General features: G+C 45.8%; 20 protein-coding genes and 10 tRNA genes. 29 read left to right on the forward strand and 1 reads right to left on the reverse strand.

The genetic code is table 11. The features are described from left to right. The first annotated feature begins 338 nt into the window (after window positions 1–338). The 8 genes from ftsB to rpoS all read left to right on the forward strand — a co-directional run bounded on the left by ftsB (window position 339) and on the right by rpoS (window position 6,386). Window positions 339–620 (forward strand): cell division protein FtsB, encoded by a 282-nt coding sequence (gene ftsB / locus Q1A70_RS02980; protein WP_299686986.1) that lies wholly within the window; start codon window positions 339–341, stop codon window positions 618–620. Further along, on the forward strand, window positions 620–1,321 hold the full coding sequence (gene ispD / locus Q1A70_RS02985; RefSeq protein ID WP_299686984.1) for a 2-C-methyl-D-erythritol 4-phosphate cytidylyltransferase: 702 nt from the start codon (window positions 620–622) through the stop codon (window positions 1,319–1,321). Before ftsB ends, ispD begins: the two co-directional genes overlap by 1 nt. A gap of 2 nt (window positions 1,322–1,323) precedes the next feature. Beyond that, window positions 1,324–1,803, forward strand: coding sequence for a 2-C-methyl-D-erythritol 2,4-cyclodiphosphate synthase (gene ispF / locus Q1A70_RS02990; protein ID WP_299686993.1), 480 nt, complete (start codon window positions 1,324–1,326; stop codon window positions 1,801–1,803). Between the two features lie 22 nt (window positions 1,804–1,825). Continuing rightward, the gene (gene truD / locus Q1A70_RS02995; RefSeq protein WP_299686982.1) at window positions 1,826–2,872 is read left to right on the forward strand and encodes a tRNA pseudouridine(13) synthase TruD; all 1,047 of its coding nucleotides are present in this window, start codon (window positions 1,826–1,828) and stop codon (window positions 2,870–2,872) included. A gap of 81 nt (window positions 2,873–2,953) precedes the next feature. Next, on the forward strand, window positions 2,954–3,697 hold the full coding sequence (surE, locus tag Q1A70_RS03000) for a 5'/3'-nucleotidase SurE (protein ID WP_299686980.1): 744 nt from the start codon (window positions 2,954–2,956) through the stop codon (window positions 3,695–3,697). Then, complete coding sequence (locus Q1A70_RS03005) at window positions 3,698–4,324, forward strand: protein-L-isoaspartate(D-aspartate) O-methyltransferase (protein WP_299686978.1); 627 nt, start codon at window positions 3,698–3,700, stop codon at window positions 4,322–4,324. A 35-nt stretch (window positions 4,325–4,359) separates the two neighbouring features. Next, on the forward strand, window positions 4,360–5,310 hold the full coding sequence (locus tag Q1A70_RS03010) for a peptidoglycan DD-metalloendopeptidase family protein (protein WP_299686976.1): 951 nt from the start codon (window positions 4,360–4,362) through the stop codon (window positions 5,308–5,310). 98 nt (window positions 5,311–5,408) lie between these two features. Continuing rightward, window positions 5,409–6,386: an RNA polymerase sigma factor RpoS gene (rpoS, locus tag Q1A70_RS03015; protein WP_299686974.1), complete on the forward strand. Its 978-nt coding sequence runs from the start codon at window positions 5,409–5,411 to the stop codon at window positions 6,384–6,386. A gap of 150 nt (window positions 6,387–6,536) precedes the next feature. On the opposite strand, the gene mutS is transcribed toward rpoS, so the two are convergent. Further along, complete coding sequence (gene mutS / locus Q1A70_RS03020; protein WP_299686972.1) at window positions 6,537–9,098, reverse strand: DNA mismatch repair protein MutS; 2,562 nt, start codon at window positions 9,096–9,098, stop codon at window positions 6,537–6,539. Window positions 9,099–9,222: 124 nt separating this feature from the next. Between mutS and Q1A70_RS03025 the strand changes: the two genes are divergently transcribed. The 21 genes from Q1A70_RS03025 (at window position 9,223) to Q1A70_RS03125 (ending at window position 25,453) form a co-directional block, all read left to right on the forward strand. After that, window positions 9,223–9,717, forward strand: coding sequence for a CinA family protein (locus Q1A70_RS03025; protein WP_299686991.1), 495 nt, complete (start codon window positions 9,223–9,225; stop codon window positions 9,715–9,717). 139 nt (window positions 9,718–9,856) lie between these two features. Beyond that, window positions 9,857–10,894: a recombinase RecA gene (recA, locus tag Q1A70_RS03030; RefSeq protein ID WP_299686970.1), complete on the forward strand. Its 1,038-nt coding sequence runs from the start codon at window positions 9,857–9,859 to the stop codon at window positions 10,892–10,894. Window positions 10,895–11,225: 331 nt separating this feature from the next. Further along, on the forward strand, window positions 11,226–13,808 hold the full coding sequence (gene alaS / locus Q1A70_RS03035; RefSeq protein ID WP_299686968.1) for an alanine--tRNA ligase: 2,583 nt from the start codon (window positions 11,226–11,228) through the stop codon (window positions 13,806–13,808). A gap of 219 nt (window positions 13,809–14,027) precedes the next feature. Continuing rightward, window positions 14,028–15,209, forward strand: a complete 1,182-nt coding sequence (locus Q1A70_RS03040) for an aspartate kinase (protein ID WP_299686989.1) — start codon at window positions 14,028–14,030, stop codon at window positions 15,207–15,209. A gap of 92 nt (window positions 15,210–15,301) precedes the next feature. After that, entirely contained in the window at window positions 15,302–15,499 is a 198-nt protein-coding gene (gene csrA, locus Q1A70_RS03045; RefSeq protein WP_009847619.1) for a carbon storage regulator CsrA, read from the forward strand. A gap of 474 nt (window positions 15,500–15,973) precedes the next feature. Then, window positions 15,974–16,066: transfer RNA gene (locus Q1A70_RS03050), tRNA-Ser, on the forward strand. Window positions 16,067–16,109: 43 nt separating this feature from the next. Then, window positions 16,110–16,186, forward strand: a tRNA-Arg gene (locus tag Q1A70_RS03055). A 44-nt stretch (window positions 16,187–16,230) separates the two neighbouring features. Continuing rightward, window positions 16,231–16,323: transfer RNA gene (locus tag Q1A70_RS03060), tRNA-Ser, on the forward strand. An 89-nt stretch (window positions 16,324–16,412) separates the two neighbouring features. Then, a tRNA-Arg gene (locus tag Q1A70_RS03065) sits at window positions 16,413–16,489 on the forward strand. Between the two features lie 69 nt (window positions 16,490–16,558). After that, window positions 16,559–16,635, forward strand: a tRNA-Arg gene (locus Q1A70_RS03070). A gap of 79 nt (window positions 16,636–16,714) precedes the next feature. Beyond that, window positions 16,715–16,791, forward strand: a tRNA-Arg gene (locus tag Q1A70_RS03075). Between the two features lie 82 nt (window positions 16,792–16,873). Further along, window positions 16,874–16,950 (forward strand) — tRNA-Arg (locus Q1A70_RS03080). Window positions 16,951–17,018: 68 nt separating this feature from the next. Next, window positions 17,019–17,095: transfer RNA gene (locus tag Q1A70_RS03085), tRNA-Arg, on the forward strand. Between the two features lie 79 nt (window positions 17,096–17,174). Further along, a tRNA-Arg gene (locus Q1A70_RS03090) sits at window positions 17,175–17,251 on the forward strand. 82 nt (window positions 17,252–17,333) lie between these two features. Then, window positions 17,334–17,410: transfer RNA gene (locus Q1A70_RS03095), tRNA-Arg, on the forward strand. Window positions 17,411–17,784: 374 nt separating this feature from the next. Then, the gene (locus tag Q1A70_RS03100; protein WP_299686961.1) at window positions 17,785–18,042 is read left to right on the forward strand and encodes an oxaloacetate decarboxylase subunit gamma; all 258 of its coding nucleotides are present in this window, start codon (window positions 17,785–17,787) and stop codon (window positions 18,040–18,042) included. A 31-nt stretch (window positions 18,043–18,073) separates the two neighbouring features. Then, window positions 18,074–19,858 carry a sodium-extruding oxaloacetate decarboxylase subunit alpha gene (gene oadA, locus Q1A70_RS03105; RefSeq protein WP_299686959.1) on the forward strand — a complete coding sequence of 595 codons (1,785 nt, stop codon included), beginning with the start codon at window positions 18,074–18,076 and terminating at the stop codon, window positions 19,856–19,858. Window positions 19,859–19,867: 9 nt separating this feature from the next. Next, window positions 19,868–20,998 (forward strand): sodium ion-translocating decarboxylase subunit beta, encoded by a 1,131-nt coding sequence (locus Q1A70_RS03110; RefSeq protein WP_019825842.1) that lies wholly within the window; start codon window positions 19,868–19,870, stop codon window positions 20,996–20,998. A 165-nt stretch (window positions 20,999–21,163) separates the two neighbouring features. Further along, window positions 21,164–22,117: an NADP-dependent oxidoreductase gene (locus Q1A70_RS03115; protein ID WP_299686957.1), complete on the forward strand. Its 954-nt coding sequence runs from the start codon at window positions 21,164–21,166 to the stop codon at window positions 22,115–22,117. Between the two features lie 6 nt (window positions 22,118–22,123). Then, window positions 22,124–22,585, forward strand: a complete 462-nt coding sequence (locus Q1A70_RS03120) for a YqaA family protein (protein ID WP_299686955.1) — start codon at window positions 22,124–22,126, stop codon at window positions 22,583–22,585. A 9-nt stretch (window positions 22,586–22,594) separates the two neighbouring features. Further along, entirely contained in the window at window positions 22,595–25,453 is a 2,859-nt protein-coding gene (locus Q1A70_RS03125) for a pitrilysin family protein (protein WP_299686953.1), read from the forward strand. Window positions 25,454–25,464 lie beyond the last annotated feature (11 nt).

Below are 25,464 nucleotides of genomic sequence, written 5' to 3' on the forward strand. Positions count from 1 at the left end.
AGTTGAGGGAAATTAATGTCCATATAGTACCTCCGAGCAGAGTTACTATTAGATCAGAAATTTAATCAAATTGGTATTAGTCGTTCCTCCTTTTTAGGAATGACGAGAGCCTGTGGCGCTGGGAGGTACACTGTCTTTGATTCTTTCGTCGGCAGAGGTTTCTGTATTATTCGTCATTCTGGAGACCAACGGAGTCGGAAATATCATCACGGGTTTCGAATAACAATAATTCCCCGACTTATCGATTCACTTACACCGCATATCTCGCACCGATAAGCGCATTATGGTATATATGTGCCTTAATCTAGTTCCTTCTTTTTCAACCAGCGAAAGGTGTTATGCGAATTTTTGCTTTAGTACTGCTTCTCGTGTTTGGCTGGCTACAACACACTCTGTGGCTCGGTAAAAATGGTATCTCTGACTACTTCGATGTGAATAACGAAATTCAGATCCAGCAGCAAGTAAACGAAGAGTTGAATATCCGAAATGCAGAAATGTTTGCTGAAATTGACGATCTACGCCAAGGTTTAGATGCGATAGAGGAGCGTGCGCGTCATGAGCTTGGCATGGTCAAAGAAGGTGAAACGTTTTATCGTATCATTGGTGAGGAATCCCATTAATGTCGACTTCAACTCAATGCGTGATTGCTATTGTACCTGCGGCGGGTGTCGGTAGTCGAATGAAGGCTGATCGGCCCAAGCAATATCTGAAGATTAACGACATCACAATTTTAGAGCACACGGTTGAGAAATTATTGTCCCACTCACAAGTTTCTCAAATTATTGTAGCGATCAGCGATGATGATCCTTACTACTCAGATCTCGCCCTGAACTTGAACCCACGCGTTACTAAGGTTTCCGGTGGAAGTGAGCGAGCGGATTCCGTGCTTTCTGCTTTGGATTATATTACCGAGCAGCAACTGGGTGAGTGGGTCATGGTTCACGATGCGGCAAGGCCTTGTGTTCTGCTAAGTGATATCGACAAGCTAATTTCTGGCGCGATGAGACATGATGTGGGCGCAATTCTAGCGGCCCCAGTTCGTGACACGATGAAGCGAGGTGCCCAAGGGCAGATTGAGCATACCGTTGAACGAGCTGAATTATGGCATGCACTTACGCCGCAAATGTTTCGAGCAGAGCCGCTGTGGAACGCATTAAGTGAAGCGCTGCAACAAGGCGCTGCGATTACCGATGAAGCCTCTGCCTTTGAGTGGCAAGGTTTATCACCCGCTTTAGTAGTTGGGCGATCAGATAATTTTAAGATTACTCAGCCTGAAGATTTAGCGCTCGCTGAGTTCTATTTAAGTCAGAATAAGGAATAATGATGATTCGTATAGGCCATGGGTTTGATGTCCATAAGTTTGGTGGTGAAGGTCCGGTAATGATTGGCGGTGTCAGTATCCCCTACGAACAAGGTCTTATCGCGCACTCAGACGGTGATGTTGCTTTGCATGCATTGTGTGACGCTCTATTAGGTGCGATTGCAGCCGGTGATATTGGGCGTCATTTCCCAGATACTGATGATGAATGGAAGGGCGCGGATAGTCGTGAACTACTGAAAGATGTTTACCGTCGAGTAAAAGAGCAAGGCTATGGGATCGGTAATGCTGATATTACTATCATGGCGCAAGCCCCAAAGATGGCGCCTCATATAGACGCTATGTGCCAAGCGATTGCTCAAGATTTAGAAACCAGCATTAGCAATGTGAATGTCAAAGCCACGACCACTGAGCGTTTAGGTTTTACAGGTCGCAAAGAGGGTATCGCGTGTGAAGCGGTGGTCCTAATTACTAAAAGTGCGTAAGCACCAACACGAAAAGAACAGCATGTCAGATATTTTATCTTCATTGGCTTATCTCAACGGTAAACCAACTGCGAAAGCAAAACTAAAAGCAAAAGCCGAACACTTTGTCGTAAATGAAGACTTGGGTTTTGAGTTTACTGGTGAAGGCGAGCACCTAATGGTTCGTATTCGTAAAACGGGTGAAAACACGAGTTTCGTAGCAAACGAGCTGGCTAAAGCTTGTGGTGTTAAGTCGAAAGACGTGAGCTGGGCAGGTTTAAAAGACCGTCACGCAGTTACTGAGCAGTGGTTGAGTGTACACCTACCAAAAGGTGAGCCTGACTTTTCAGCTTTCTTAGCACAATACCCAAGTATTGAGATCTTGGCGACAGCACGACACAACAAAAAGTTACGTCCAGGTGATTTAGTTGGCAACCAATTCGAGTTGACCTTGTCTGAAGTAACGGACTGTGATGATGTGGTAAAACGTTTGGAAAAAGTCGCTCAAGTCGGCGTGCCAAATTACTTTGGTGCTCAGCGTTTTGGCAATGAAGGTAATAACTTGTCTGAAGCTCGCCGTTGGGGCCGAGATAACGTACGCACTCGTAACCAAAATAAGCGTAGCCTGTACCTTTCGGCAGCTCGCTCGTGGATTTACAATCTGATCCTATCAGACCGTATAGAGCAAGATGTGTTTGCATCGGCATTGGTTGGCGATATTGTGGTGAAAGACAGCGCTCAACTAGCGGTAACAGCGGACAATATCGAAGCCGTAAACCAAGACATCGCGCATGGCTCTGCATGGATTACTGTTGCTTTGGCTGGTGATAATGCTTTGCCAACGACTGAAGAGTCTCAAGCGTTAGAGCAAAAACATCTTGATTCTGAACCTGACCTAATGGCGCTGATTCGCGGTAACCGCATGCGCCATGACCGTCGTGAAGCATCGTTAAAACCTGCCGATCTTACTTGGGAAGTGAATGAAGATAAGGTCACTCTTAAGTTTTCTCTCGATGCGGGTTGCTTTGCTACTGCTATCGTTCGTGAGTTGGTTGAAGAAGTACACGTAGAGAGAACCTACGAGCAATAACGATCCTGCTTGGAGCTGGGTCACTTGATATTGGAATGTAAGTGACTTGGCTTAGCATGGGAACAAAAGAAAGGATACAAGATGAAGATTTTACTCAGCAACGATGATGGTGTGCACGCTCGAGGTATTCATGAGCTGGCAAATGAGCTACGTGATCTTGCTGAAGTTGTCATTGTTGCCCCTGATCGTAATCGCTCGGGTGCGTCAAATTCATTAACTTTAGAACAGCCTCTGCGTGTTCAAGAGATTGCTGAAAATACCTATTCGGTACAAGGAACACCGACCGACTGTGTGCATTTTGCGTTAAACGAGCTGCTAAAGAATGACATGCCTGATCTGGTGTTAACGGGCATTAATCACGGTGCAAACCTAGGTGATGATGTGTTGTATTCAGGCACGGTAGCAGCGGCAATGGAAGGGCACTTTTTAGGGGTTCAGTCGGTGGCATTTTCCCTGGTTGGAAAGCAAAACTTTAAGACAGCGGCTGTAATTGCTCGTCGTATTGTTGAGCAGCATTTAGCCAACCCAATCCCAACCAATCGTTTATTAAATGTCAATGTTCCTGATTTACCCTTGGAACAGTTGTCCATTACTCAAGTGACACGCTTGGGGGCACGCCATCATGCTGAAGATATGATTAAGCAAAAAGACCCTCGTGGTCATGATATCTACTGGCTTGGTCCTCCGGGTAAAGAGCAAGATGCTGGTGAAGGTACCGACTTCTATGCCATAGAGCAGGGCTCTGTATCGGTCACCCCATTACAAGTGGACCTCACTGCTCATGAGTCACTGGGCGCGATGGCAACATGGTTAGGAGACAAGTAAGTGAGTCATCCACAAGCAAAGCGCTTAATTACTTTTCTGATTGAAAGCGGTATTCAAGACCAAAAGGTGCTTGATGCTATTTACCAACTGCCAAGAGAGCGTTTTTTGTCACAGGCGATGTATCATCAGGCTTACGATAATAATGCGCTGCCTATTGGCTTGGGTCAGACTATCTCGCAGCCGTATATTGTTGCTAAAATGACAGAGTTGCTTGAGTTACAGCAAGGTAGCCATGTTTTAGAGATAGGAACGGGTTCTGGTTACCAAACGGCAGTATTGGCGCAGCTGGTTGATCATGTCTACTCAGTTGAAAGAATAAAATCGTTACAATGGGATGCCAAGCGCAGACTGAAACAGCTCGATTTCTACAATATCTCAACTAAACATGGTGATGGCTGGCAAGGTTGGTCTTCGAAGGGCCCTTTTGATGCCATTATTGTTACCGCTGCTGCAGAGTCGATTCCTCAAGCACTTTTGCAACAACTTAAAGATGGTGGGCGGTTATTGATCCCTGTTGGTGATGCTCAACAGCAATTATTGAAGATCGTTCGTCATGGCGATGAATTTTTATCGAATGTGATTGAGACGGTGAGATTTGTCCCTCTCGTTCCTGGTGAGCTGGCTTAATAATAAGATCAATGGTTTAGGTGGATAGATAGTCGATGTGTTCGAAGGTGTTAAAAGGAAGTTCTCTACTGCTTAGCTGTGCACTTGTTGGGTGTGCAGCGAATTCGCCTGCGCCTGTATCAAGCTTAAGTAAAAATTATTCATCGGTCGATCGCGGTAGTTATCGTGGTAGTTATTATGAAGTACAAAAAGGCGATACCCTTTATTTCATTGCTTACATAACCAATAAAGACGTTAATGATCTTGTCAGTTATAACAAGCTATCTGCTCCTTATACTATCCATCCAGGGCAGAAGCTTAAGTTGTGGCGTCCAAGATACAAAGCCCCCGCTTATGGACAGTCAGCGGCCACGGTTGCGGTCGTAACGACTCCTGTTGGCGCGTCTGCAGCATCAACTGCGTCCACCGCTTCATCTGTACCCGCATCATCATCGACAGCGAGTAAATCTCAAACCGCGGTAAAAAAGAGCAATAACTCTAATTCTGCGCCAGCTCAAAATACCACCAAGACGGTCAAAAAAGATTCGTCAAAGAAGGTTGAACAATCCAAATCAAAGGAGTATGTTGGCTCTAAAGGTAAACAAAATGTTAAATCAACCACAAGTCCAACAAGTGATAAGGTATCCAAGTGGTTATGGCCAACAAAAGGTCGAGTGATTAAGAATTTCTCTGTAGGTGAACAAGGAAATAAAGGCATAGACATAGCAGGACAGCGAGGTCAGTCCATAGTATCTACTGCAGGGGGAACCGTCGTTTATTCGGGGAATGCATTACGAGGTTACGGTAATCTAGTGATTGTGAAGCACAATGATAACTACTTAAGTGCATACGCGCATAACGACAAATTATTAGTATCTGAAGGGCAAAGTGTTAAATCTGGGCAGAAAATTGCAACAATGGGAAGCTCAGGAACCAGCAGTGTTAGGCTGCACTTTGAGATTCGTTACCAAGGTAAATCCGTCAATCCAAAACGGTATTTGCCTTAAATACAATATGCTGTAGTCAGGTATTGTATTGAGTGACATAGTCATTTAGCGACATATGAAGTTGTAATGTCATGCTAATTTCGCCAGGGGGAGGCGTTATGAGTATAAGCAATGCAGTAATCAAAGAAGAATTCGTTCTTGACCAAGAAGCTACGGAATCAGAAGTACTTGGACAAGCTGTCACTAAGAAAACCGAAGCCAAAGAAAAAGAAGAAGTGGAAGTTAGCTCTAAAAGTTTAGATGCTACCCAACTCTACTTAGGTGAAATCGGTTTCTCACCACTACTTACCGCTGAAGAAGAAGTGCTTTATGCGCGTCGAGCTCTACGCGGTGATGAAGCTGCACGTAAGCGCATGATCGAAAGTAACCTGCGTTTGGTAGTGAAAATTTCACGTCGTTATAGTAATCGTGGCCTTGCTCTTCTCGATCTAATCGAAGAAGGCAACCTAGGTTTAATTCGCGCCGTAGAAAAATTTGACCCAGAGCGTGGCTTCCGTTTCTCAACTTACGCTACATGGTGGATTCGTCAGACCATTGAACGAGCGTTAATGAATCAGACTCGCACTATCCGTTTGCCAATCCATGTAGTGAAAGAGCTGAACATCTACCTACGTACCGCAAGAGAGCTATCGCAAAAGCTTGACCATGAACCAACCGCAGAAGAAATTGCGTCTAAGCTCGATAAACCGGTTAGTGACGTCAGCAAGATGCTTCGTCTAAACGAACGAGTAAGCTCGGTTGATACACCAATTGGTGGAGATGGAGAGAAAGCGCTGTTGGATATTATTCCAGACATCAACAACTCAGATCCTGAGGTTTCAACTCAAGATAGCGATATCAAGAACTCGTTAATTTTCTGGCTTGATGAGCTGAACCCGAAACAGAAAGAGGTGCTTGCACGTCGATTTGGACTACTAGGTTATGAGCCGTCAACGTTAGAAGAAGTTGGCCGTGAAATCAGCCTGACTCGTGAGCGAGTTCGTCAAATCCAAGTTGAAGGTCTTCGCCGTCTACGTGAGATTTTGATTAAGCAAGGTCTGAACATGGAAAACCTGTTCAACGTTGAAAACGACTAAACGGTATTCCACAATATCGAAATAGAAAAACGCTGACCTAATGTCAGCGTTTTTTAGTTTTAGCTTCTGGTTTAACTTTGAATTCAGCTAGAAACCACAGCGCTTGGCTATTTAAACTAGAGTGCCATTTAAACTAAAGTGCTTCTAAAGCTAGAGTAGCTTCTTCAAGCGGTAGAGTTCTTCCAATGCTTGACGAGGTGTTAGATCATCAGGATCAACATTCGCTAGTGCTTGCTCCACGTCACTTGGCTCTGGGATCAAGCTCAGCTGATTTGCGATATCGACACCGCTTGGCTTCGATGTAGGTGACTCGATACTGAGCGCTTCTAACTGAGTCAGTTTGGCACGAGCATTTTTGATCACCGCTTTTGGTACACCAGCCAACCCTGCCACTGCGAGGCCGTAAGATTTACTTGCAGCGCCTTCTTGAACCGCATGCATAAAGGCAATACTGTCGCCGTGTTCAACCGCATCTAAGTGTACGTTTGCTAAATTTGGAATTTGGTTAGGCAGTTCAGTGAGCTCAAAGTAGTGCGTAGCAAACAGTGTCATCGCATTGATTTGATTGGCTAACCACTCAGCACTTGCCCAAGCTAGAGACAGACCATCATAAGTGCTAGTACCACGGCCGATCTCATCCATTAGCACTAAACTGTTTGGTGTAGCGTTGTGTAGGATATTCGCGGTTTCTGTCATTTCAACCATGAAGGTTGAACGACCTGAAGCCAAATCATCTGATGCGCCAATACGCGTAAAGATACGGTCGATAGAGCCGATGGTTGCGCTTTCTGCAGGAACATAACAACCGATATGTGCCATCAATGCGATGAGTGCCGTTTGGCGCATATAGGTCGATTTACCCCCCATGTTTGGACCTGTGATGATCAGCATTTTACGCTGTTCGTTAAGATCAATCGGGTTAGCAATGAAAGGTTCGTCCATCACTTGCTCAACGACTGGATGACGCCCCGCTTGGATTTTCACGCCAGCGGATTCAGTCATGGTTGGGCGGCAGTAATCCAGCGTATCTGCACGTTCCGCTAAGTTCTGTAGAACATCAAGCTGAGATACCGAAGAGGCGATGTTTTGTAGTCGCTCTAGATACGGCAGTAGTAAGTCAAACAACTCTTCCCATAGCTGTTTCTCGATAGCGAGTGCTTTCGACTTAGAGTTAAGCACTTTGTCTTCGTGCTCTTTTAGCTCAGGAATGATGTAACGCTCAGCGTTTTTCAACGTTTGACGGCGAACATAATGTGGTGGCACAAGGTGGCTTTGCCCACGGCTTACTTGAATGAAGAAACCGTGTACGTTGTTGTAGCCAACTTTAAGCGTGTCGATACCATGACGTTCACGCTCTTCTTGTTCTAGTTTATCAAGAAATTCGGTTGCGCCAGCTGCAAGGTCACGCCATTCGTCTAACTCGGCATTGTAGCCTTCTGCAATCACACCACCGTCACGGATAACCACCGGTGGGTTCTCTTTGATTGCTCGCTCGAGTAGCTCTGAAACTTCGTCCACAGGAGAAGCATATTGAGCAAGTTGAGTTAGGTATGGGTGCTTAAGCTGCATTAGCGTTTCAGCAAGCTCTGGTAAGTACGCCATTGCTTGGCGAAGACGCGCCATGTCGCGAGGTCGAGCAGAGCGAAGTGCGAGTCGAGCAAGAATACGTTCGATATCACCAATCTGTTTTAAGGTTGGCTGTAGCTCAGTGAATAGCGCCAAATCTTTCATCTCACCAATCGCGTCGAGACGCTGATCGAGTGCGGAGATATTACGCACTGGTTGATGTAGCCAACGCTTCAGCATACGGCTGCCCATCGCTGTTGCGGTGTGATCAAGCACTTCAGCAAGGGTGTTATCAGTACCACCAGCAAGATTTTGCGTGATCTCTAGATTGCGTCGAGTCGCAGCATCGAGGATCACTGAGTGATCTTGCTTATCCATTGTTAGTGAGCGGATGTGTGGTAGGGCAGTACGCTGGGTATCTTTAACATATTGGATCAAACAACCAGCCGCACATAGGCCCAGTTTCGCACTTTCTACACCAAAGCCAACCAGATCGCGAGTACCAAACTGCTTATTCAATTGTTGCTTAGCAGTATCTAATTCAAATTCCCAGACTGGGCGGCGGCGGTTGCCATTACGGCTTGCCATCAGCTCAACCGGTTCGAAGTCTTCAGGGAACAGAAGCTCACGTGGTGAGGTTCTCTGTAGCTCTGCCGCCATCGCTTCTTCTGTTTCTGGCTCACAGAGTTGGAATCGACCCGAGGTAATATCAAGTGTCGCGTAACCAAACTGACCCTTATGGTGATAAATCGCTGCAATCAGGTTATCAACGCGCTCAGAAAGCAATGCTTCATCGGTCACGGTTCCGGGTGTGACGATGCGAACCACAGCACGTTCAACAGGACCCTTTGAAGTTGCTGGATTACCAATCTGTTCACAAATTGCTACGGATTCACCGAGTTGTACCAACTTCGCAAGGTATCCCTCAACAGCATGATACGGAACGCCCGCCATAGGAATAGGCTCACCATTAGAAGAGCCGCGCTTAGTCAGTGAAATATCGAGGAGTTGAGAAGCTTTTTTAGCATCATCGTAGAAAAGCTCGTAGAAATCGCCCATGCGGTAGAACAGCAGAATTTCTGGATTTTCTGCTTTTAATTTTAGGTACTGCTGCATCATGGGAGTATGTTTTTGATCGGCTTTCACGGTTAACTTCTTTCGTTTATTTCTATTGCGGCTTAGGATACGTGAAAGCGTTTCGTGCGAAAAGCGGCGGAAGCGAAAAGATGCGAATCCAAATTAGATCACAGTAGATTAAGGGAAGTTGATGATGCAGATGACTCAAGCGCTTAGTGAAAAGCTCGGACGGCTACTTGCCGAACACAAGCAGGTGTTAGTGACCGCAGAATCTTGCACTGGCGGAGGAGTTGCGAGTGCAGTCACCGACATTGCGGGCAGCTCTGGGTGGTTTGATCGCGCTTTTGTTACGTACACCAATGAAGCCAAGCAGGAGATGATCGGTGTACAGCTTAAAACCTTGATTGAGTTCGGTGCTGTGAGTGAGCCTGTCGTAATAGAAATGGCGAGCGGGGCGTTGCAACATTCAAACGGGACTATCTCTGTATCGATCAGTGGTATTGCTGGCCCAGGTGGCGCGACCGAAGATAAGCCTGTTGGTATGGTATGCTTCGCGTGGAAAGCGCTAAATGGTTGGGACAAAGTAGAAACGCATGTATTTACAGGCGACAGGTCACAAGTACGCCAACAAGCCACGCACCATGCCCTGCAAGTTATTTATGATTACCTATCAATGGAAGGTAGGTAACATTTGTACAAATTATTTTCATACAGGTATGGACACTGTATGAATCAACAGTATAATGAGAGCCAATTAGTCACCCCTATGTGGGTTAGAAATAGATTCTAGATCGCTTGTTGAGACAACCGATTATGTGGAGATAGTAATGGACGAGAATAAACAAAAAGCGTTAGCCGCAGCCCTTGGTCAGATTGAAAAGCAATTTGGTAAAGGCTCTATTATGCGCCTTGGTGATAACCGTACAATGGACGTAGAAACTATTTCTACAGGTTCTCTATCTCTAGATATCGCACTGGGTGCTGGTGGCCTTCCAATGGGGCGTATCGTTGAAGTTTACGGTCCAGAATCATCAGGTAAAACAACGCTAACGCTTGAACTTATTGCTGCGGCACAGAAAGTGGGCAAAACGTGTGCCTTTGTTGATGCGGAGCACGCTCTCGACCCTATCTACGCTCAAAAACTAGGTGTTGATATCGACGCACTTCTTGTGTCTCAACCAGATACTGGTGAACAAGCGCTTGAAATCTGTGACGCACTGGCTCGTTCTGGTGCCATCGACGTTCTTGTTATTGACTCAGTTGCAGCACTAACACCTAAAGCTGAGATTGAAGGCGAAATGGGCGATAGCCACATGGGTCTTCAGGCTCGTATGCTTTCTCAAGCGATGCGTAAGCTAACAGGTAACCTTAAGCAGTCTAACTGTATGGCTATCTTCATCAACCAAATCCGTATGAAAATTGGTGTGATGTTCGGTAATCCTGAAACAACAACAGGTGGTAATGCGCTTAAGTTCTATGCATCTGTTCGTCTTGATATTCGCCGTACTGGTGCGATTAAAGATGGTGATGAAGTGGTTGGTAACGAAACACGAATCAAGGTTGTTAAGAACAAGATTGCAGCACCGTTCAAACAAGCTGAAACTCAAATCCTTTACGGTAAAGGTTTCAACCGTGAAGGTGAGCTTATTGACTTAGGTGTTAAGAATAAGTTGGTAGAAAAAGCAGGCGCTTGGTACAGCTACCAAGGCGACAAGATTGGCCAAGGTAAAGCTAACGCAGGTAAATACCTGCGTGAAAACCCAGAGGTTGCCCTAGAGATCGATACTAAACTTCGTGAGTTGTTACTGACTCCGGTTGTTCTTGAAGAGAAAGACGTAGAGCAAGAAGAAAACGAAGAGCTATAAGCCAACGTTTTAAAGAGTGGGTGTTTGAAAGCAATGCCCACTTTGAAAGAACTTAAAGCCTCGCATACTTTATGCGGGGCTTTTTTATTGAAGCAACCCCGTCCTGCAGTCTTTAGTCAACTCTCTTTCGTAGCCAGAGTTTTTTCTCCGTTAGATCGTCAATTTAGTTGTGCTTTTCCACGGCTAGATATAGTGGAATATTCTTCATTTTATCGGATTCCCACTAAAATTCTGTCCAAGAGTGTCTTTTCTACAAGAAAACTAGTCGAAGCCTTAACCATGATCTACAATACGGCAAAATTCTAACTCGACTATTTTCAGGAAGAGCTGCATGTACATGAGCACTGATGAGGTTCGCAACGCGTTCCTTAAGTTCTTTGAGAGCAAAGAACACCAAATCGTAGACAGTTCATCGTTAGTTCCACATAACGATCCAACCCTGCTATTTACTAACGCAGGTATGAACCAATTCAAAGATTGCTTCTTAGGCGCCGAAAAGCGTGCCTACACTCGAGCAACTACGGCTCAGCGTTGTGTACGTGCGGGTGGTAAGCACAATGACCTTGAAAACGTAGGTTTCACGGCTCGTCACCACACGTTCTTCGAAATGCTAGGTAACTTCAGCTTTGGTGACTACTTCAAAGAAGACGCGATTGCGTTTGCTTGGGAGTTCCTGACTGAAACTCTGCAACTGCCAAAAGATCGCCTACTGGTAACGGTATACGAGACAGATGATGAAGCATTCGATATCTGGAACAAAAAAGTCGGTGTACCTGCTGACCGTATCGTTCGCATCGGCGACAAAGAAGGCGGTAAGAAGTTCGAGTCAGATAACTTCTGGACGATGGGTGATACTGGCCCTTGTGGTCCATGTACTGAAATCTTCTACGATCACGGTGAGCACATTTGGGGCGGCCGTCCTGGTACACCTGAAGAAGATGGTGACCGTTTCATCGAGATCTGGAACAACGTATTCATGCAGTTCAACCGTCACGCTGACGGCACAATGGAACCGTTACCTAAGCCTGCTGTTGATACAGGCATGGGTATTGAGCGTATTTCTGCAATCATGCAGGGTGTTCACTCTAACTACGAAATTGATGTATTCCAAAAGCTAATCAAAGCGACAGCTGAAGTTGTTGGTCATGACGACCTATCTAACCAATCGCTACGCGTTATTGCTGACCACATCCGTTCTTGTTCATTCCTAATCGCAGATGGCGTTATGCCTTCAAACGAAGGTCGTGGCTACGTTCTACGTCGTATTATTCGTCGTGCAGTTCGTCACGGTAACAAGCTTGGCGCACAAGGCGTGTTCTTCCACAAACTTGTGGGTGTACTGGCTGAAGTGATGGGCTCTGCGGCAGATGAACTTAAGAAACAGCAAGAGCTTGTTGAAAAAGTACTTCGCATTGAAGAAGAGAACTTCGGTCGTACTCTAGAGCGCGGCATGGTTATTCTTAATGACGCACTAGATGCACTTGAAGGCAAAGAGCTTGACGGTGAAACAGTATTCAAACTTTACGATACATACGGCTTCCCAGCTGACCTTACTAACGATGTAGCTCGTGAACGCGACTTTACTATCGATGAAGAAGGCTTTGAGAAGGCGATGGAAGCACAGCGTCAGCGTGCTCGTGAAGCTGGTCAATTTGGCACGGATTACAACGCGACGATCAAAGTAGACACCAACACTGAGTTCTGTGGTTACACAGGTACTGAAGGTTCAGGTGAAATCTCTGCGCTATTTGTTGACGGCGAAGAAGTATCTTCACTATCAGCGGGCGACAAAGCCATCATCATCCTTGAAGAGACACCATTCTACGCTGAGTCAGGCGGTCAATGTGGTGATGCTGGTACACTAAAAACAGCGTCGGGTCTTTTCAAAGTACAAGATACTCAGAAGCTAGGTAACGCATTTGCACACCACGGTGAGCTAGTTGAAGGTGTATTTGCTCAAGGCGACAAAGTAGAAGCAACAGTTGATGCTGAGCGTCGTGCTGCTATCTCACTAAACCACTCTGCAACGCACTTACTTCACTCTGCACTGCGTGAAGTTCTAGGTGAGCATGTTGCTCAGAAAGGTTCTTTGGTTAAGCCTGATAACCTACGTTTTGACTTCTCTAACCTTGAAGCGGTAACACCGGCACAGATTAAAGAAGTAGAGCGTTTGGTTAACGCACAAGTTCGTAAGAACCACGTGATTGAAACCAACATCATGGACATCGAGTCAGCGAAAGAAAAAGGTGCAATGGCACTGTTTGGCGAGAAGTACGATGATGAAGTTCGCGTTCTGTCTATGGGCGATTTCTCTACTGAGCTTTGTGGTGGTATCCACGCAAGCAACACGGGTGATATCGGTCTGTTCAAGATCACTTCTGAAGGTGGTATCGCTGCTGGTATTCGTCGTATCGAAGCAGTAACAGGCGAAGCGGCTCTAGATGCTGTAGAAGCTCAAGCTAACGCTTACGAAGAGAAACTGGCTGAGTCAGCTAAGAAAGCGAAATCTCTAGAGAAAGATATCCAACTGCTTAAAGAAAAGATGGCTGCAGCTGAAGGTGCAAACATCATGGGCAAAGTGGAAGAAATCTCAGGTACTAAAGTACTGGTTGCTGCAATCGAGGGCGCAGACAACAAGAACCTACGTACTATGGTTGATAACGCTAAAAACCAAGTGGGTAGCGGCATTATCCTGATTGCTAACGTAGCAGACGGTAAAGTTGGCCTAATTGCGGGTGTAACCAAAGACCTTATCGGCAAAGTTAAAGCGGGTGACCTCGTTAAGATGGTTGCTGAACAAGTTGGTGGTAAAGGCGGCGGTCGTCCAGATATGGCTCAAGCGGGTGGTACTGATGTTGAAGCACTACCAGAAGCGCTTAAATCTGTACGCACTTGGTTAGAAGAGCGTCTTTAAGCTTAAGTAATTGATACAAAGATGCCCAATCCGTCGATTGGGCATCTTTTATTTTGCCTATTAGAAGAGTGTCTAAAAAGGTTTGATTGAGATTCACCAAGAAGTCTAATCGCAAGGTTAGACTCTTTGGTGAATTTTTTATTGCTTCGCTCTGATGCGGAGTATGTGTTTTTTTGTCATATACAGACATGGGTCTTGGGAAGGTGGAGACGGGTGAAAATGCCTCTTATTGTGCAGAAATTTGGTGGAACGTCGGTGGGTTCGATAGAGCGAATCCATCATATCGCAGAGAAAATCATTGAAACGAAAAATGAAGGCAATCAAATTGTGGTTGTGGTTTCTGCGATGTCCGGAGAAACAAACCGCTTAGTTAACTTAGCCACTCAAATTGACAGCGTACCAAACGCTCGAGAATTGGATGTACTGTTAACGGCTGGAGAGCAAGTTTCTATGTCGCTGTTGGCGATGACGTTACACAAGTTAGGTTATGAAGCGATATCGATGACAGGTCATCAGGCCAAAATTCACACCGATTCTAATCATAATAATGCGACGATTGAGCGTATTGATACCGCCCCAATTCAAGCTCTGCTCGATGACGGTAAAATAGTGATTGTCGCAGGTTTTCAAGGCTTTAATGCTAAAGGCGATATCACGACGTTAGGCCGAGGCGGCTCTGATACCACCGCGGTTGCGTTGGCGGGCGCACTTCAGGCTAAAGAGTGCCGCATCTATACGGATGTGGATGGCGTGTATACATGTGACCCGCGAGTTGTAAAACACTCGAAGAAATTAGACACCTTAGACTTTCCGTCTATGGAAGAGATGGCACGCCGAGGCGCTAAGGTATTGCATCTGCCGTGTGTTCAATACGCATGGCAAAACAATGTACCGCTAAGGGTGCTTTCAAGTTTTGATGAAGGCGCGGGTACCTTGATTGTGGGTGATCAGTGTTTGAATGATATTACAGGTATCGCTATCCAAAGAGAGATGGTGCGTATTGAGTGTTTGAATGATGATTTGCCGTCTATTCTATCGCATTGCCAACTACTCGGGATCGAAGTCTGTAGTGTGACCGAGGAAACAGAATGGGCAGCACTCATTATTAAACAAGATATAAGTGCTAAATTAAAACTAGTTTTTGATGAAAAAATCCGTAATAGTGAACAGGTTAGTTTGTTAACTGTGGTAGGAAGCCGAACACAAGAAATTGTGGTCAGTTCACATGGATTGTTGTCTGAAGGCGAAATTGATGTGCAGCATCACTTACTGCAGCAGCAGTCTTTAACTTTGGTGGTATCACCAACACAAATCGATATGGCTGCTAATATATTACATAATACATACATCGTAGCGCGTGAAGCACAGGATTATCCTAAAAAAGAAGTGCATTTGGGTTAAATAAGATCAATCGATAGTTTACGAAAATAGACCTTTTGTTGGATAATGCTCTCGTAGCTAGATAAATTTAGAGATGACTCAAGGAGCAAAGAATGCTAATTTTGACTCGCCGTGTTGGCGAAACACTGATGATTGGTGATGAAGTAACAGTTACTGTACTTGGCGTTAAAGGTAACCAAGTACGTATTGGTGTTAATGCACCTAAAGAAGTCTCTGTTCACCGTGAAGAGATCTACATGCGCATTCAAGCTGAAAAAGGTAATGGTAACGTTGCGCCTGGCAACTACTAATACTTTTGCGTAGAGAAGAGGCTAGCATTGTTGCTAGCCTTTTTTGATCTTGGAGGAATAGAAACACGCATTGGGACATAGGTAGTTCGGATGGCTGGGCGCTCTTGAAGTGGCAACGTGAATGCTTTGTTGTGTTATGAGGTGTCGATAGGGGGCTTACAAGGATTACAATGTCTTCTGGTTGGCAAAGCTCAAGATTGTTTAGCTTCACCTATAGCGAAAATACGCATCCCGTAGTATTGTGCAACTAGCGGTAGCACTTGCTGCTGGATAATTTGGATAATTGTTTTCGCCTGTTTATTATTACCAATCTTTGACCTTAATTTTTAAGGGAAAAAGCGCGATTTGAATGTTATAAGTTTAATTTGCAAGCGCTTTGCTTAAATAGCAAGCGATCGAGTGTTTTTATTCATTTTTTTTCAATAAAGTGTTTGACATATTTTCGGTAAAACGTAATATGTGCCTCCGCAAGACGGTGAGGTGGCCGAGAGGCCGAAGGCGCTCCCCTGCTAAGGGAGTATGTGGTTTGTAGCTGCATCGAGGGTTCGAATCCCTCCCTCACCGCCATTTCTTGCGAGTCTAAAGTTAGCAACTTAGGCAATGTAAATGTGCGCTCTTAGCTCAGCTGGATAGAGTACCTGGCTACGAACCAGGCGGTCGGAGGTTCGAATCCTCCAGAGCGCGCCATTCTCTCTGCTCTTACTTGTAAGTGTTGTGAGAATAATGAATTAGGTGAGGTGGCCGAGTGGCCGAAGGCGCTCCCCTGCTAAGGGAGTATGTGGTTTGTAGCTGCATCGAGGGTTCGAATCCCTCCCTCACCGCCATTCATTACAGGCCGATGGCCTTTTTTTTTCTTCGTAGCAAGAAGAGTGTGATATATTTCACAACTTCATTCCAAGTGAATGAACACCGTGCGTCCTTAGCTCAGCTGGATAGAGTACCTGGCTACGAACCAGGCGGTCGGAGGTTCGAATCCTCCAGGACGCGCCACTATTTAAGGGTTTAGTTCTTATGAGAATGAAAATCCTTGTGTTGACGAAAGTCGATACTAAAAACCGCGCGCTCTTAGCTCAGCTGGATAGAGTACCTGGCTACGAACCAGGCGGTCGGAGGTTCGAATCCTCCAGAGCGCGCCACTATTTTGGGTTTAGTTCTTATATGAATTTGAATCCTGATATTGATAAATCGTTAATCGAGACTTAATATCAAAACCGTGCGTCCTTAGCTCAGCTGGATAGAGTACCTGGCTACGAACCAGGCGGTCGGAGGTTCGAATCCTCCAGGACGCGCCACTATTTACGGGCTTCATTCTTATAAGAATGAAATCCTTATATTGATATGTTGTTAGTAACAATGAATTGATATTAAAACCGCGCGCTCTTAGCTCAGCTGGATAGAGTACCTGGCTACGAACCAGGCGGTCGGAGGTTCGAATCCTCCAGAGCGCGCCATTATTTTGGGTTTAGTTCTTATGAGAATGAAAATCCTTGTGTTGACGAAAGTCGATACTAAAAACCGCGCGCTCTTAGCTCAGCTGGATAGAGTACCTGGCTACGAACCAGGCGGTCGGAGGTTCGAATCCTCCAGAGCGCGCCACTATTTTGGGTTTAGTTCTTATATGAATTTGAATCCTGATATTGATAAATCGTTAATCGAGACTTAATATCAAAACCGTGCGTCCTTAGCTCAGCTGGATAGAGTACCTGGCTACGAACCAGGCGGTCGGAGGTTCGAATCCTCCAGGACGCGCCACTATTTATGGGCTTCATTCTTATAAGAATGAAATCCTTATATTGATATGTTGTTAGTAACAATGAATTGATATTAAAACCGCGCGCTCTTAGCTCAGCTGGATAGAGTACCTGGCTACGAACCAGGCGGTCGGAGGTTCGAATCCTCCAGAGCGCGCCACATTATAAAAAGCCTCGTTTTTTACGAGGCTTTTTTTATGTCTGGGGTTTTATTTTTGTGCTTTTTGTTACATTTCATTAACATTTAACTCGTTGTATTTTAAGTAATTCTCAAGTGAATTCTTATTATTCTACCTCTCTCATATCATTTCTAAGAAAACCCTCTTTTAAGTCGCAGTTTAAATGCCTAAAAATGATGTCCTTAACAGATTTATGTGATCTGATAGGCGAATAATCAACCTTATGTGTGCGTTATCCGTAACAGAGCCTTAAACAAAATTGACAAACTTTTAGCAATCGAGATAATCCATGTGTCGGGATCACTATTCGCTGAAATCCTGTACATATGTCAGGATGACGAAGAAAGGAAACAACATGACTAATATTGGAAGCCTGCTAGGAGATGCGGCGACTCTTATGATAACGGGGATGTCCGTTGTCTTTATTTTTCTAACTATTCTAGTTTACCTCGTTCGGTTAATGTCAAAACTGGTACCAGAAGAAGTACCCGAGCCGATCGCAGCACCTAAAAAAATTCAAAAATCACAATCAAACCCTTCAGCTGTTAGTCCACAGGTTGTGGCAGCAATTTCGACGGCGGTTCATCAATACCGTACGTCTACTGCTAAGTAGCATTTAAAGGATTAAAAAGGAGTTTATGAGCATGTCTAAACCACTAGCTATCACAGATGTGGTACTTCGTGACGCCCATCAGTCACTATTTGCTACTCGTATGCGTATCGAGGATATGCTGCCTATTGCTGCAGAGCTGGATAAAGTCGGTTACTGGTCATTAGAGACCTGGGGCGGTGCGACGTTCGATTCGTGTATCCGTTTCCTAGGCGAGGATCCGTGGGAGCGTTTGCGTGAGCTGAAAAAAGCCATGCCAAATACACCAATGCAGATGCTACTTCGTGGTCAAAACCTATTGGGTTACCGCCACTACGCGGATGATGTCGTCGAAAAGTTTGTTGAACGTGCCCACAAGAACGGCATGGATGTGTTTCGTATTTTTGATGCGATGAATGATGTACGTAACTTTGAAAAAGCTGTCAAAGCAACGATAGATGTGGGTGGTCATGCTCAAGGTACTTTATCATATACGACCAGCCCAGTTCACAACTCAGATAACTGGGTTGACTTAGCGAAGCGCCTAGAGGATCTAGGTTGTCATTCTCTATGTATTAAAGACATGTCAGGTTTATTAAAGCCTTATGAAGCAGAAGAGTTAATTACACGTATCAAGGCATCGTGTGACGTTCCGCTAGCGCTGCATAGCCATGCAACAACGGGTCTATCGACAGCGACAGCCGTTAAAGCAGTAGAAGCGGGTATCGATATTCTAGATACGGCTATCTCTTCAATGAGCTGTACTTACGGCCATACGCCAACCGAAACGGTTGTCGCAATGTTAGAAGGTACAGATCGTGACACGAATCTTAAACTAGACCAAATCGCACCCATCGCGGCTTACTTTCGTGATGTACGTAAAAAGTACGCGAAATGGGAAGGTCAGCTAAAAGGTGTCGATTCTCGCATCTTGATCGCTCAAGTTCCTGGCGGCATGTTAACCAACATGGAAGGCCAGCTGAAAGAACAAGGCGCAGCCGATCGCATGGATGAAGTGCTTAAGGAGATCCCACGCGTACGTAAAGAGCTTGGTTACATTCCTTTGGTCACACCAACGTCTCAGATTGTCGGTACTCAAGCGGTGATTAACGTTCTAACGGGTGAGCGCTACAAGAGCATCACCAAGGAGACGGCAGGCGTTCTTAAAGGAGAGTACGGTCAAGCTCCTGCTGAGGTTGATGCTGACCTGCAAGCGAAAGTTCTGGATGGTGCAGAGCCAATTACTTGTCGCCCTGCTGACTTGCTTAAGTCAGAAATGGATACGCTGACTACGGACCTTTTAGAGAAAGCGAAATCAGAAGGCATTTCTCTAGCTGAAGATACAGTTGATGATGTCCTGACTTACGCACTTTTCCCACAAGTGGGTCTTAAGTTCCTTAAGAACCGTCGTAACCCTGAAGCATTTGAACCAGCACCAACGGCAGAAGTTGCGACTCCTGTTGCTGCAGCGCCAACACCGGCTTCTGGTGGCATCGAAAGCTACAGCGTGAAGGTTGATGGTCAAGTTTACGATGTCGAGGTTGGCCCACAAGGTGAACTAACATCTGTTGCGCCATCAGCAAAACCTGCACAAGCGGCTCAGGCTGCACCTGTAGCAGCTTCTGACGCTGAAGCGGTTCCTGCTCCATTGGCGGGTAACATCTTTAAAGTTAACGTTCAGGCGGGTGCTGAGGTTGCTGAAGGCGACGTTCTGCTTATCCTAGAAGCGATGAAGATGGAAACGGAAGTTCGTGCTGCTCGTGGTGGTATCGTTCAAGAACTGAATGTTAAAGAAGGCGATGCAGTTACTGTAGGCGCTCCACTACTAAGCTTGGCGTAAGGGAGTATCATGGAAGGATTGATGACCTTATGGTCTGAAACAGGGATTGCGAACTTTGAGTTCGGCCAGATCTGTATGATGTTGGTTGGTTGCTTATTATTGTTTTTGGCAATTCGTAAAGGATTTGAACCGTTACTTCTACTACCGATTGGTTTTGGTGCTGTATTAGCGAACATTCCAAATGCTGGGTTTACTGATCCAGGTGGCTTGCTGTACTACGTTTACTACATTGGTATTGAAACAGGTATTTTCCCACTGCTGATCTTTATGGGTGTTGGTGCGATGACGGACTTCGGTGCGTTGATTGCGAACCCTAAAACATTGTGGCTAGGGGCTGCGGCTCAGTTTGGTATCTTCGCAACATTATTTGGCGCGATCTTGCTGAACTATGTTCCAGGAATGGAATTCTCGATGGCCGATGCTTCTTCTATTGCGATCATTGGTGGTGCCGATGGCCCAACTGCGATCTTCTTGGCGAGCAAGTTATCTCCGGATCTTTTAGGTGCAATTGCGGTAGCGGCGTATAGCTATATGGCATTGGTTCCTATTATTCAACCGCCAATCATGAAGGCGTTAACGTCTCCTGAAGAGCGTAAGATTAAGATGGCTCAACTTCGTCACGTTAGTAAAGCAGAGAAGATCCTCTTCCCGCTTGCTGTACTACTGATGACGATTTTGTTCCTACCTTCAGCAACACCTCTGGTGGGGATGTTCTGTCTGGGTAACTTGATGCGTGAAGCGGGTGTGGTTGATCGCCTATCGAAAACAGCGCAAAACGAGCTTATTAACGTAGTGACGATTTTCCTTGGTCTCGGTGTTGGTTCTAAGCTTCAAGCAGATACTTTCTTGAACTTAGAGACACTGGGTATTCTTGGCTTAGGTGCGGTCGCGTTCAGTATTGGTACGGCGGGTGGTGTATTGATGGCGAAGGTTCTAAACCGCTTCTCGAAAGAGGACATCAACCCATTGATTGGTGCAGCTGGCGTATCAGCGGTTCCAATGGCGGCACGTGTTGTAAACAAGGTCGGTCTTGAGGCAAACCCTCAGAACTTCTTGTTGATGCATGCGATGGGCCCGAACGTAGCAGGTGTATTGGGTAGTGCGGTTGCGGCGGGTATTCTATTAGCACTAGTCGGTTAATAGATTCACTGAGCGACATAACGTTAATTGGTCGTCAATTTACGAACGAGCGGTTAACTTAGCCTGATTAAATGGTTTATAGTCAAAGGGATGCTTTCGCATCCCTTTTTTTATTCATTAAGACGCTGGCTCATACGGGCTGTTCTCAATCAAGGAAATGTGGAAATGGAAAATAAACAGATCGCGATTACTCAATTCGGTGGTGTCGAAAACCTTAGCCTTCAAACCCGAGCAATTCCTGAGCCTAAGGTTGGAGAAGTGGTGGTCAAAGTTTCCTTTTCGGGCATTAACCCCATTGATGTTAAAACCCGAGCCGGCCTTGGTTGGGCTGCGGCGCAGAATAAGGGCAACCTACCTTGGGTACCCGGCTATGATGTCTCTGGGCAAATTGTCACGTTAGGTGAACAGGCTGAGCGTTTTCGCGTGGGCGATAAGGTGGCAGGCTTTATCGGCTTTCCACTGCAAGGCGGCGGGTACAGCCAATATGTGTGTGTACCTGAAGTAGCATTAAGTAGGGTGCCTGATTCTGTCACCCTAGAAGCGGCAGCGGCATTGCCACTGGCTAGCCAAACGGCAGCACAAGCGCTCAATAAAGCTGAAGTGAAAGAGGGCGATCGCGTGCTTATCTTAGCGGGCGCGGGTGGTGTTGGTCACCTTGCGGTTCAAATCGCTGTGGCAGCCAAAGCTGAGGTTTACACCACTTGTAGCGAAGCGAATCTTGATTATTTAGCAACGTTAGGTGCGCATGCGATCAACTATCAATTTGCACCAGCCTCGGAACGCGTTTCTGATGTGGATGTGTTGATTGATTTAGTCGGTGGTGACACGGCGCTTGATGCCTTGAAGTGCTTAAAAGATGGTGCAAGAGTAGTAACAGTCCCCACCTTATCAGCTGAATTGATCTGTGAAAAAGCCACGCTATTAGGCTTTACGGCTTCAGGCATGCTGGTTGAACCAAACCCTGAGCAAATGGACACCATGCTTTATATGGTGAGTGTTGGATTGCTTAAAACAGAAATTCAAGGTATCTACCCATTAGATGAAGCGCAGTCGGCGCATCTACAGGTTGAAACCGGACACACCAGAGGCAAGGTACTACTAAAAATGCAAGAAGGCTGATAGGCAGTGTTAGAGTTCTTTAATTCCCTGTTTGAACATATCGCACTGTGGTTTTCAGATTCAGCGCTATGGGTCCTTTTTATCAGTGGCTTCTTGAGTGCCACGCTATTACCCGGTGGATCTGAAGCCAGCCTTGTGGCGGCATTGAGCTTAGATCATTTTTCAACCTCATCGATCATTCTTGTGGCGACATTAGGTAACACCTTAGGCGGTCTAACCAATTATTGGATTGGTTTGTGGCTGCCTAATCGAACTCAATCAGAAAAGCATGGTCATAAGGCTATGGCTTGGCTGAGCCGTTATGGTTACTGGACGCTGCTATTTAGTTGGTTACCGATCATTGGTGATCCTCTGTGTCTCGCGGCGGGGTGGCTAAGAATGAAATTCATCCCTAGCTTGATCTTGATAGCGATTGGCAAAGCCGCTCGCTACAGCTTACTTGCTGCTATCTACTTCGGTTTTTTCTAAGGAGAACCTATGAAAAAGGTTTTACTGGGTACACTTTCTATTATCGCCATCGCAGGCTGTTCTTACAATGTACCTAGCTCAACATCCTTCTTTTCCTCATTGCCAGAAGGTATCACTCTTTTAGAAGAGGTTAAGCCCTCTAAAGACAAAGTGGTGATCCCTTACACCAAGTATCAGCTTGACAATGGCTTAACCGTCATTCTGTCCCCTGATGATTCCGATCCACTGGTGCACGTTGATGTGACTTATCACGTCGGCTCCGCTCGTGAAGAGGTGGGTAAATCGGGTTTTGCTCATTTCTTCGAACACATGATGTTTCAAGGATCAGAGAATGTAGGTGATCAACAGCACTTTAAGATCATCACTGAGGCGGGGGGCTCACTCAACGGCACCACCAACCGTGACCGAACCAACTACTTTGAAACCGTTCCTTCTAACCAACTGGAGAAAATGTTGTGGCTAGAGTCAGACAGAATGGGTTTCTTATTGGATGCGGTTTCTCAGAAGAAATTCGAAGTTCAAAGAGGCACGGTTAAAAATGAACGTGCTCAAAGTTATGAAAACCGTCCTTATGGCTTGATGTGGGAGCGCATGGGGGAAGCACTGTACCCTGAAGGTCACCCTTACTCTTGGCAACCAATCGGTTATGTTGAAGATCTAGACCGTGTCGACGTCAATGATCTTAAGGCGTTTTTCTTGCGTTGGTATGGTCCAAACAACGCGGTGCTGACTATCGGTGGTGATATCGACGTTGATGAGACCCTAGAGTGGGTCGATCAGTATTTTGGCCCTATCCCGCAAGGTCCAGAAGTTGTAGCAGCAGAAAAGCAACCTGCTGTTCTGACAGAAGATAAGTACATTACTTTAGAAGATAATATTCGTCAGCCTATGGTACTTGTCGGTTGGCCAACCACTTATCGTGGCGAAGAGACTCAGGCGTCATTGAATGCACTCTCTAATGTATTGGGTTCTGGCACCAACAGTTACTTATACCAAAACCTAGTCAAAACGCAAAAAGCGGTCAGTGCTGGCTCTTTCCATGATTGTGCTGAGCTTGCTTGTACCATGTATGTGTATGCGATGGGTAACTCAGGAGAAAAAGGTGATTTGACGGTTCTTAATAAAGAATTGATGGATACCCTAGAGCAGTTCTCGAAAGAGGGCGTTCAGCAAGAGCGTCTAGACCAGATCACCGGCATGGCTGAAGCGGATGCGGTTTTTGCCCTGCAAAGTGTAAAAGGTAAGGTATCACAGCTCGCGTCTAATCAAACCTTCTATAATCAGCCGGATCGTATTGAGTTTCAACTCGATCAAATTCGCGCGGTAACCCCAGACAGTGTCAGCCAAGCCTTTCAAGATTTTGTTGAAGGTAAGCATAAGGTGACCTTGAGTGTCGTTCCGAAAAAACAGCTCGAGTTAGCCGTTCGTGATGCAACCTTTGTGACGCCAGCCCGTACCCTTCCTGAATACAGCAAGGTAACGGAAGAGCAACTGGATTTCAGAAAGGCACCGAACACCTTTGATCGCAGCGTGATGCCACAAGTGAGCTTTGGTGTTCAAGCGACCATGCCTGAGTTGTATCGCATGCACTATGCAAATGGTACTGATTTGATTGGTACTGTCACCCGTGAAACCCCAACCGTACAATTGCAAATTCAACTTCCTGCTGGTGAGCGTTATGTCGCGAAAGGACAAGAAGGCTTGGCAAACCTTACGGCGGCCATGATGGAAGAAGGCTCGACTCAACGAACGGTGGAAGAGTTGCAGGCGACCTTAGATAAGCTTGGCAGTAGCGTGAGTATTAGCGCTGGCAGTTACACCACCGCACTTTCAATCTCCACGCTTGAGAAAAATCTACCTCAAACCCTAGCCATCGTACAAGAGATCCTATTTGAGCCTAAGTTTGATAGCCAAGATTTCGAGCGTGTTAAGCGACAGATGTTAGAGGGCGTTGTATATCAGCACCAGCAACCAAGTTGGATGGCTTCTCAAGCGACGCGTGAAGTGCTATTCGGTAACAGTATTTTTGCGCGTTCAAGCGATGGCACTAAGGAGTCTCTATCGAAATTGACCTTAGACGATGTGAAAGAGTTCTATGCCCAACACTACACCCCACAAGGTGCCAATATTGTGGTGGTGGGTGATATCACCAAGAGAGAGGTTGAAAAACAACTGCAATTTTTTGAACAGTGGCAAGGTGATGCTGCACCTCTCACTCGTCCGCAGATCATCAACGATCTTGCAGAGCAGCGTTTGTATCTAGTGGACAAGCCGGGCGCGCCACAAAGTATTGTGCGCTTGGTGCGTAAAGGCTTGCCGTTTGATGCAACGGGTGAATTGTATTTGAGCCAATTGGCGAACTTTAACTTAGCGGGCAACTTCAATAGCCGTATCAATCAGAACCTACGCGAAGACAAGGCTTACACTTACGGCGCAAGCGGCTACTTTGCCAGTACTCGAGAAACGGGCGCGGTGGTATTCAGTGCTCAGGTCAGAGCTAATGCAACACTTCCATCAATTCAAGAGTTTATTAATGAGATGAATGAGTTTAGCCAAAGTGGTTTAACTGATGATGAGATGAACTTCATGCGCTTAGCGGTAGGTCAGCAAGATGCACTGAAGTATGAAACACCAAGCCAAAAGGCCGGGTTGTTAAGTAATATTGTTGCATTGAGTCTTGATGAGGACTATCTACAACAGCGTAATAAGATAGTGGAAACCGTCTCAAAAGAGACCTTAAACGAGCTATCGAAGAAATGGTTTGACCCGAATGATTATCAAATAATTGTCGTGGGTGATGCGACTTCGCTTCGCCCCGAATTAGAAAAGCTCGATATTCCAATAGAAGAGCTTGAAATTGTTCGTTAGAGTACACATTA

Source organism: uncultured Vibrio sp., assembly GCF_947488985.1.
In the GTDB taxonomy this organism is placed as follows: domain Bacteria; phylum Pseudomonadota; class Gammaproteobacteria; order Enterobacterales; family Vibrionaceae; genus Vibrio.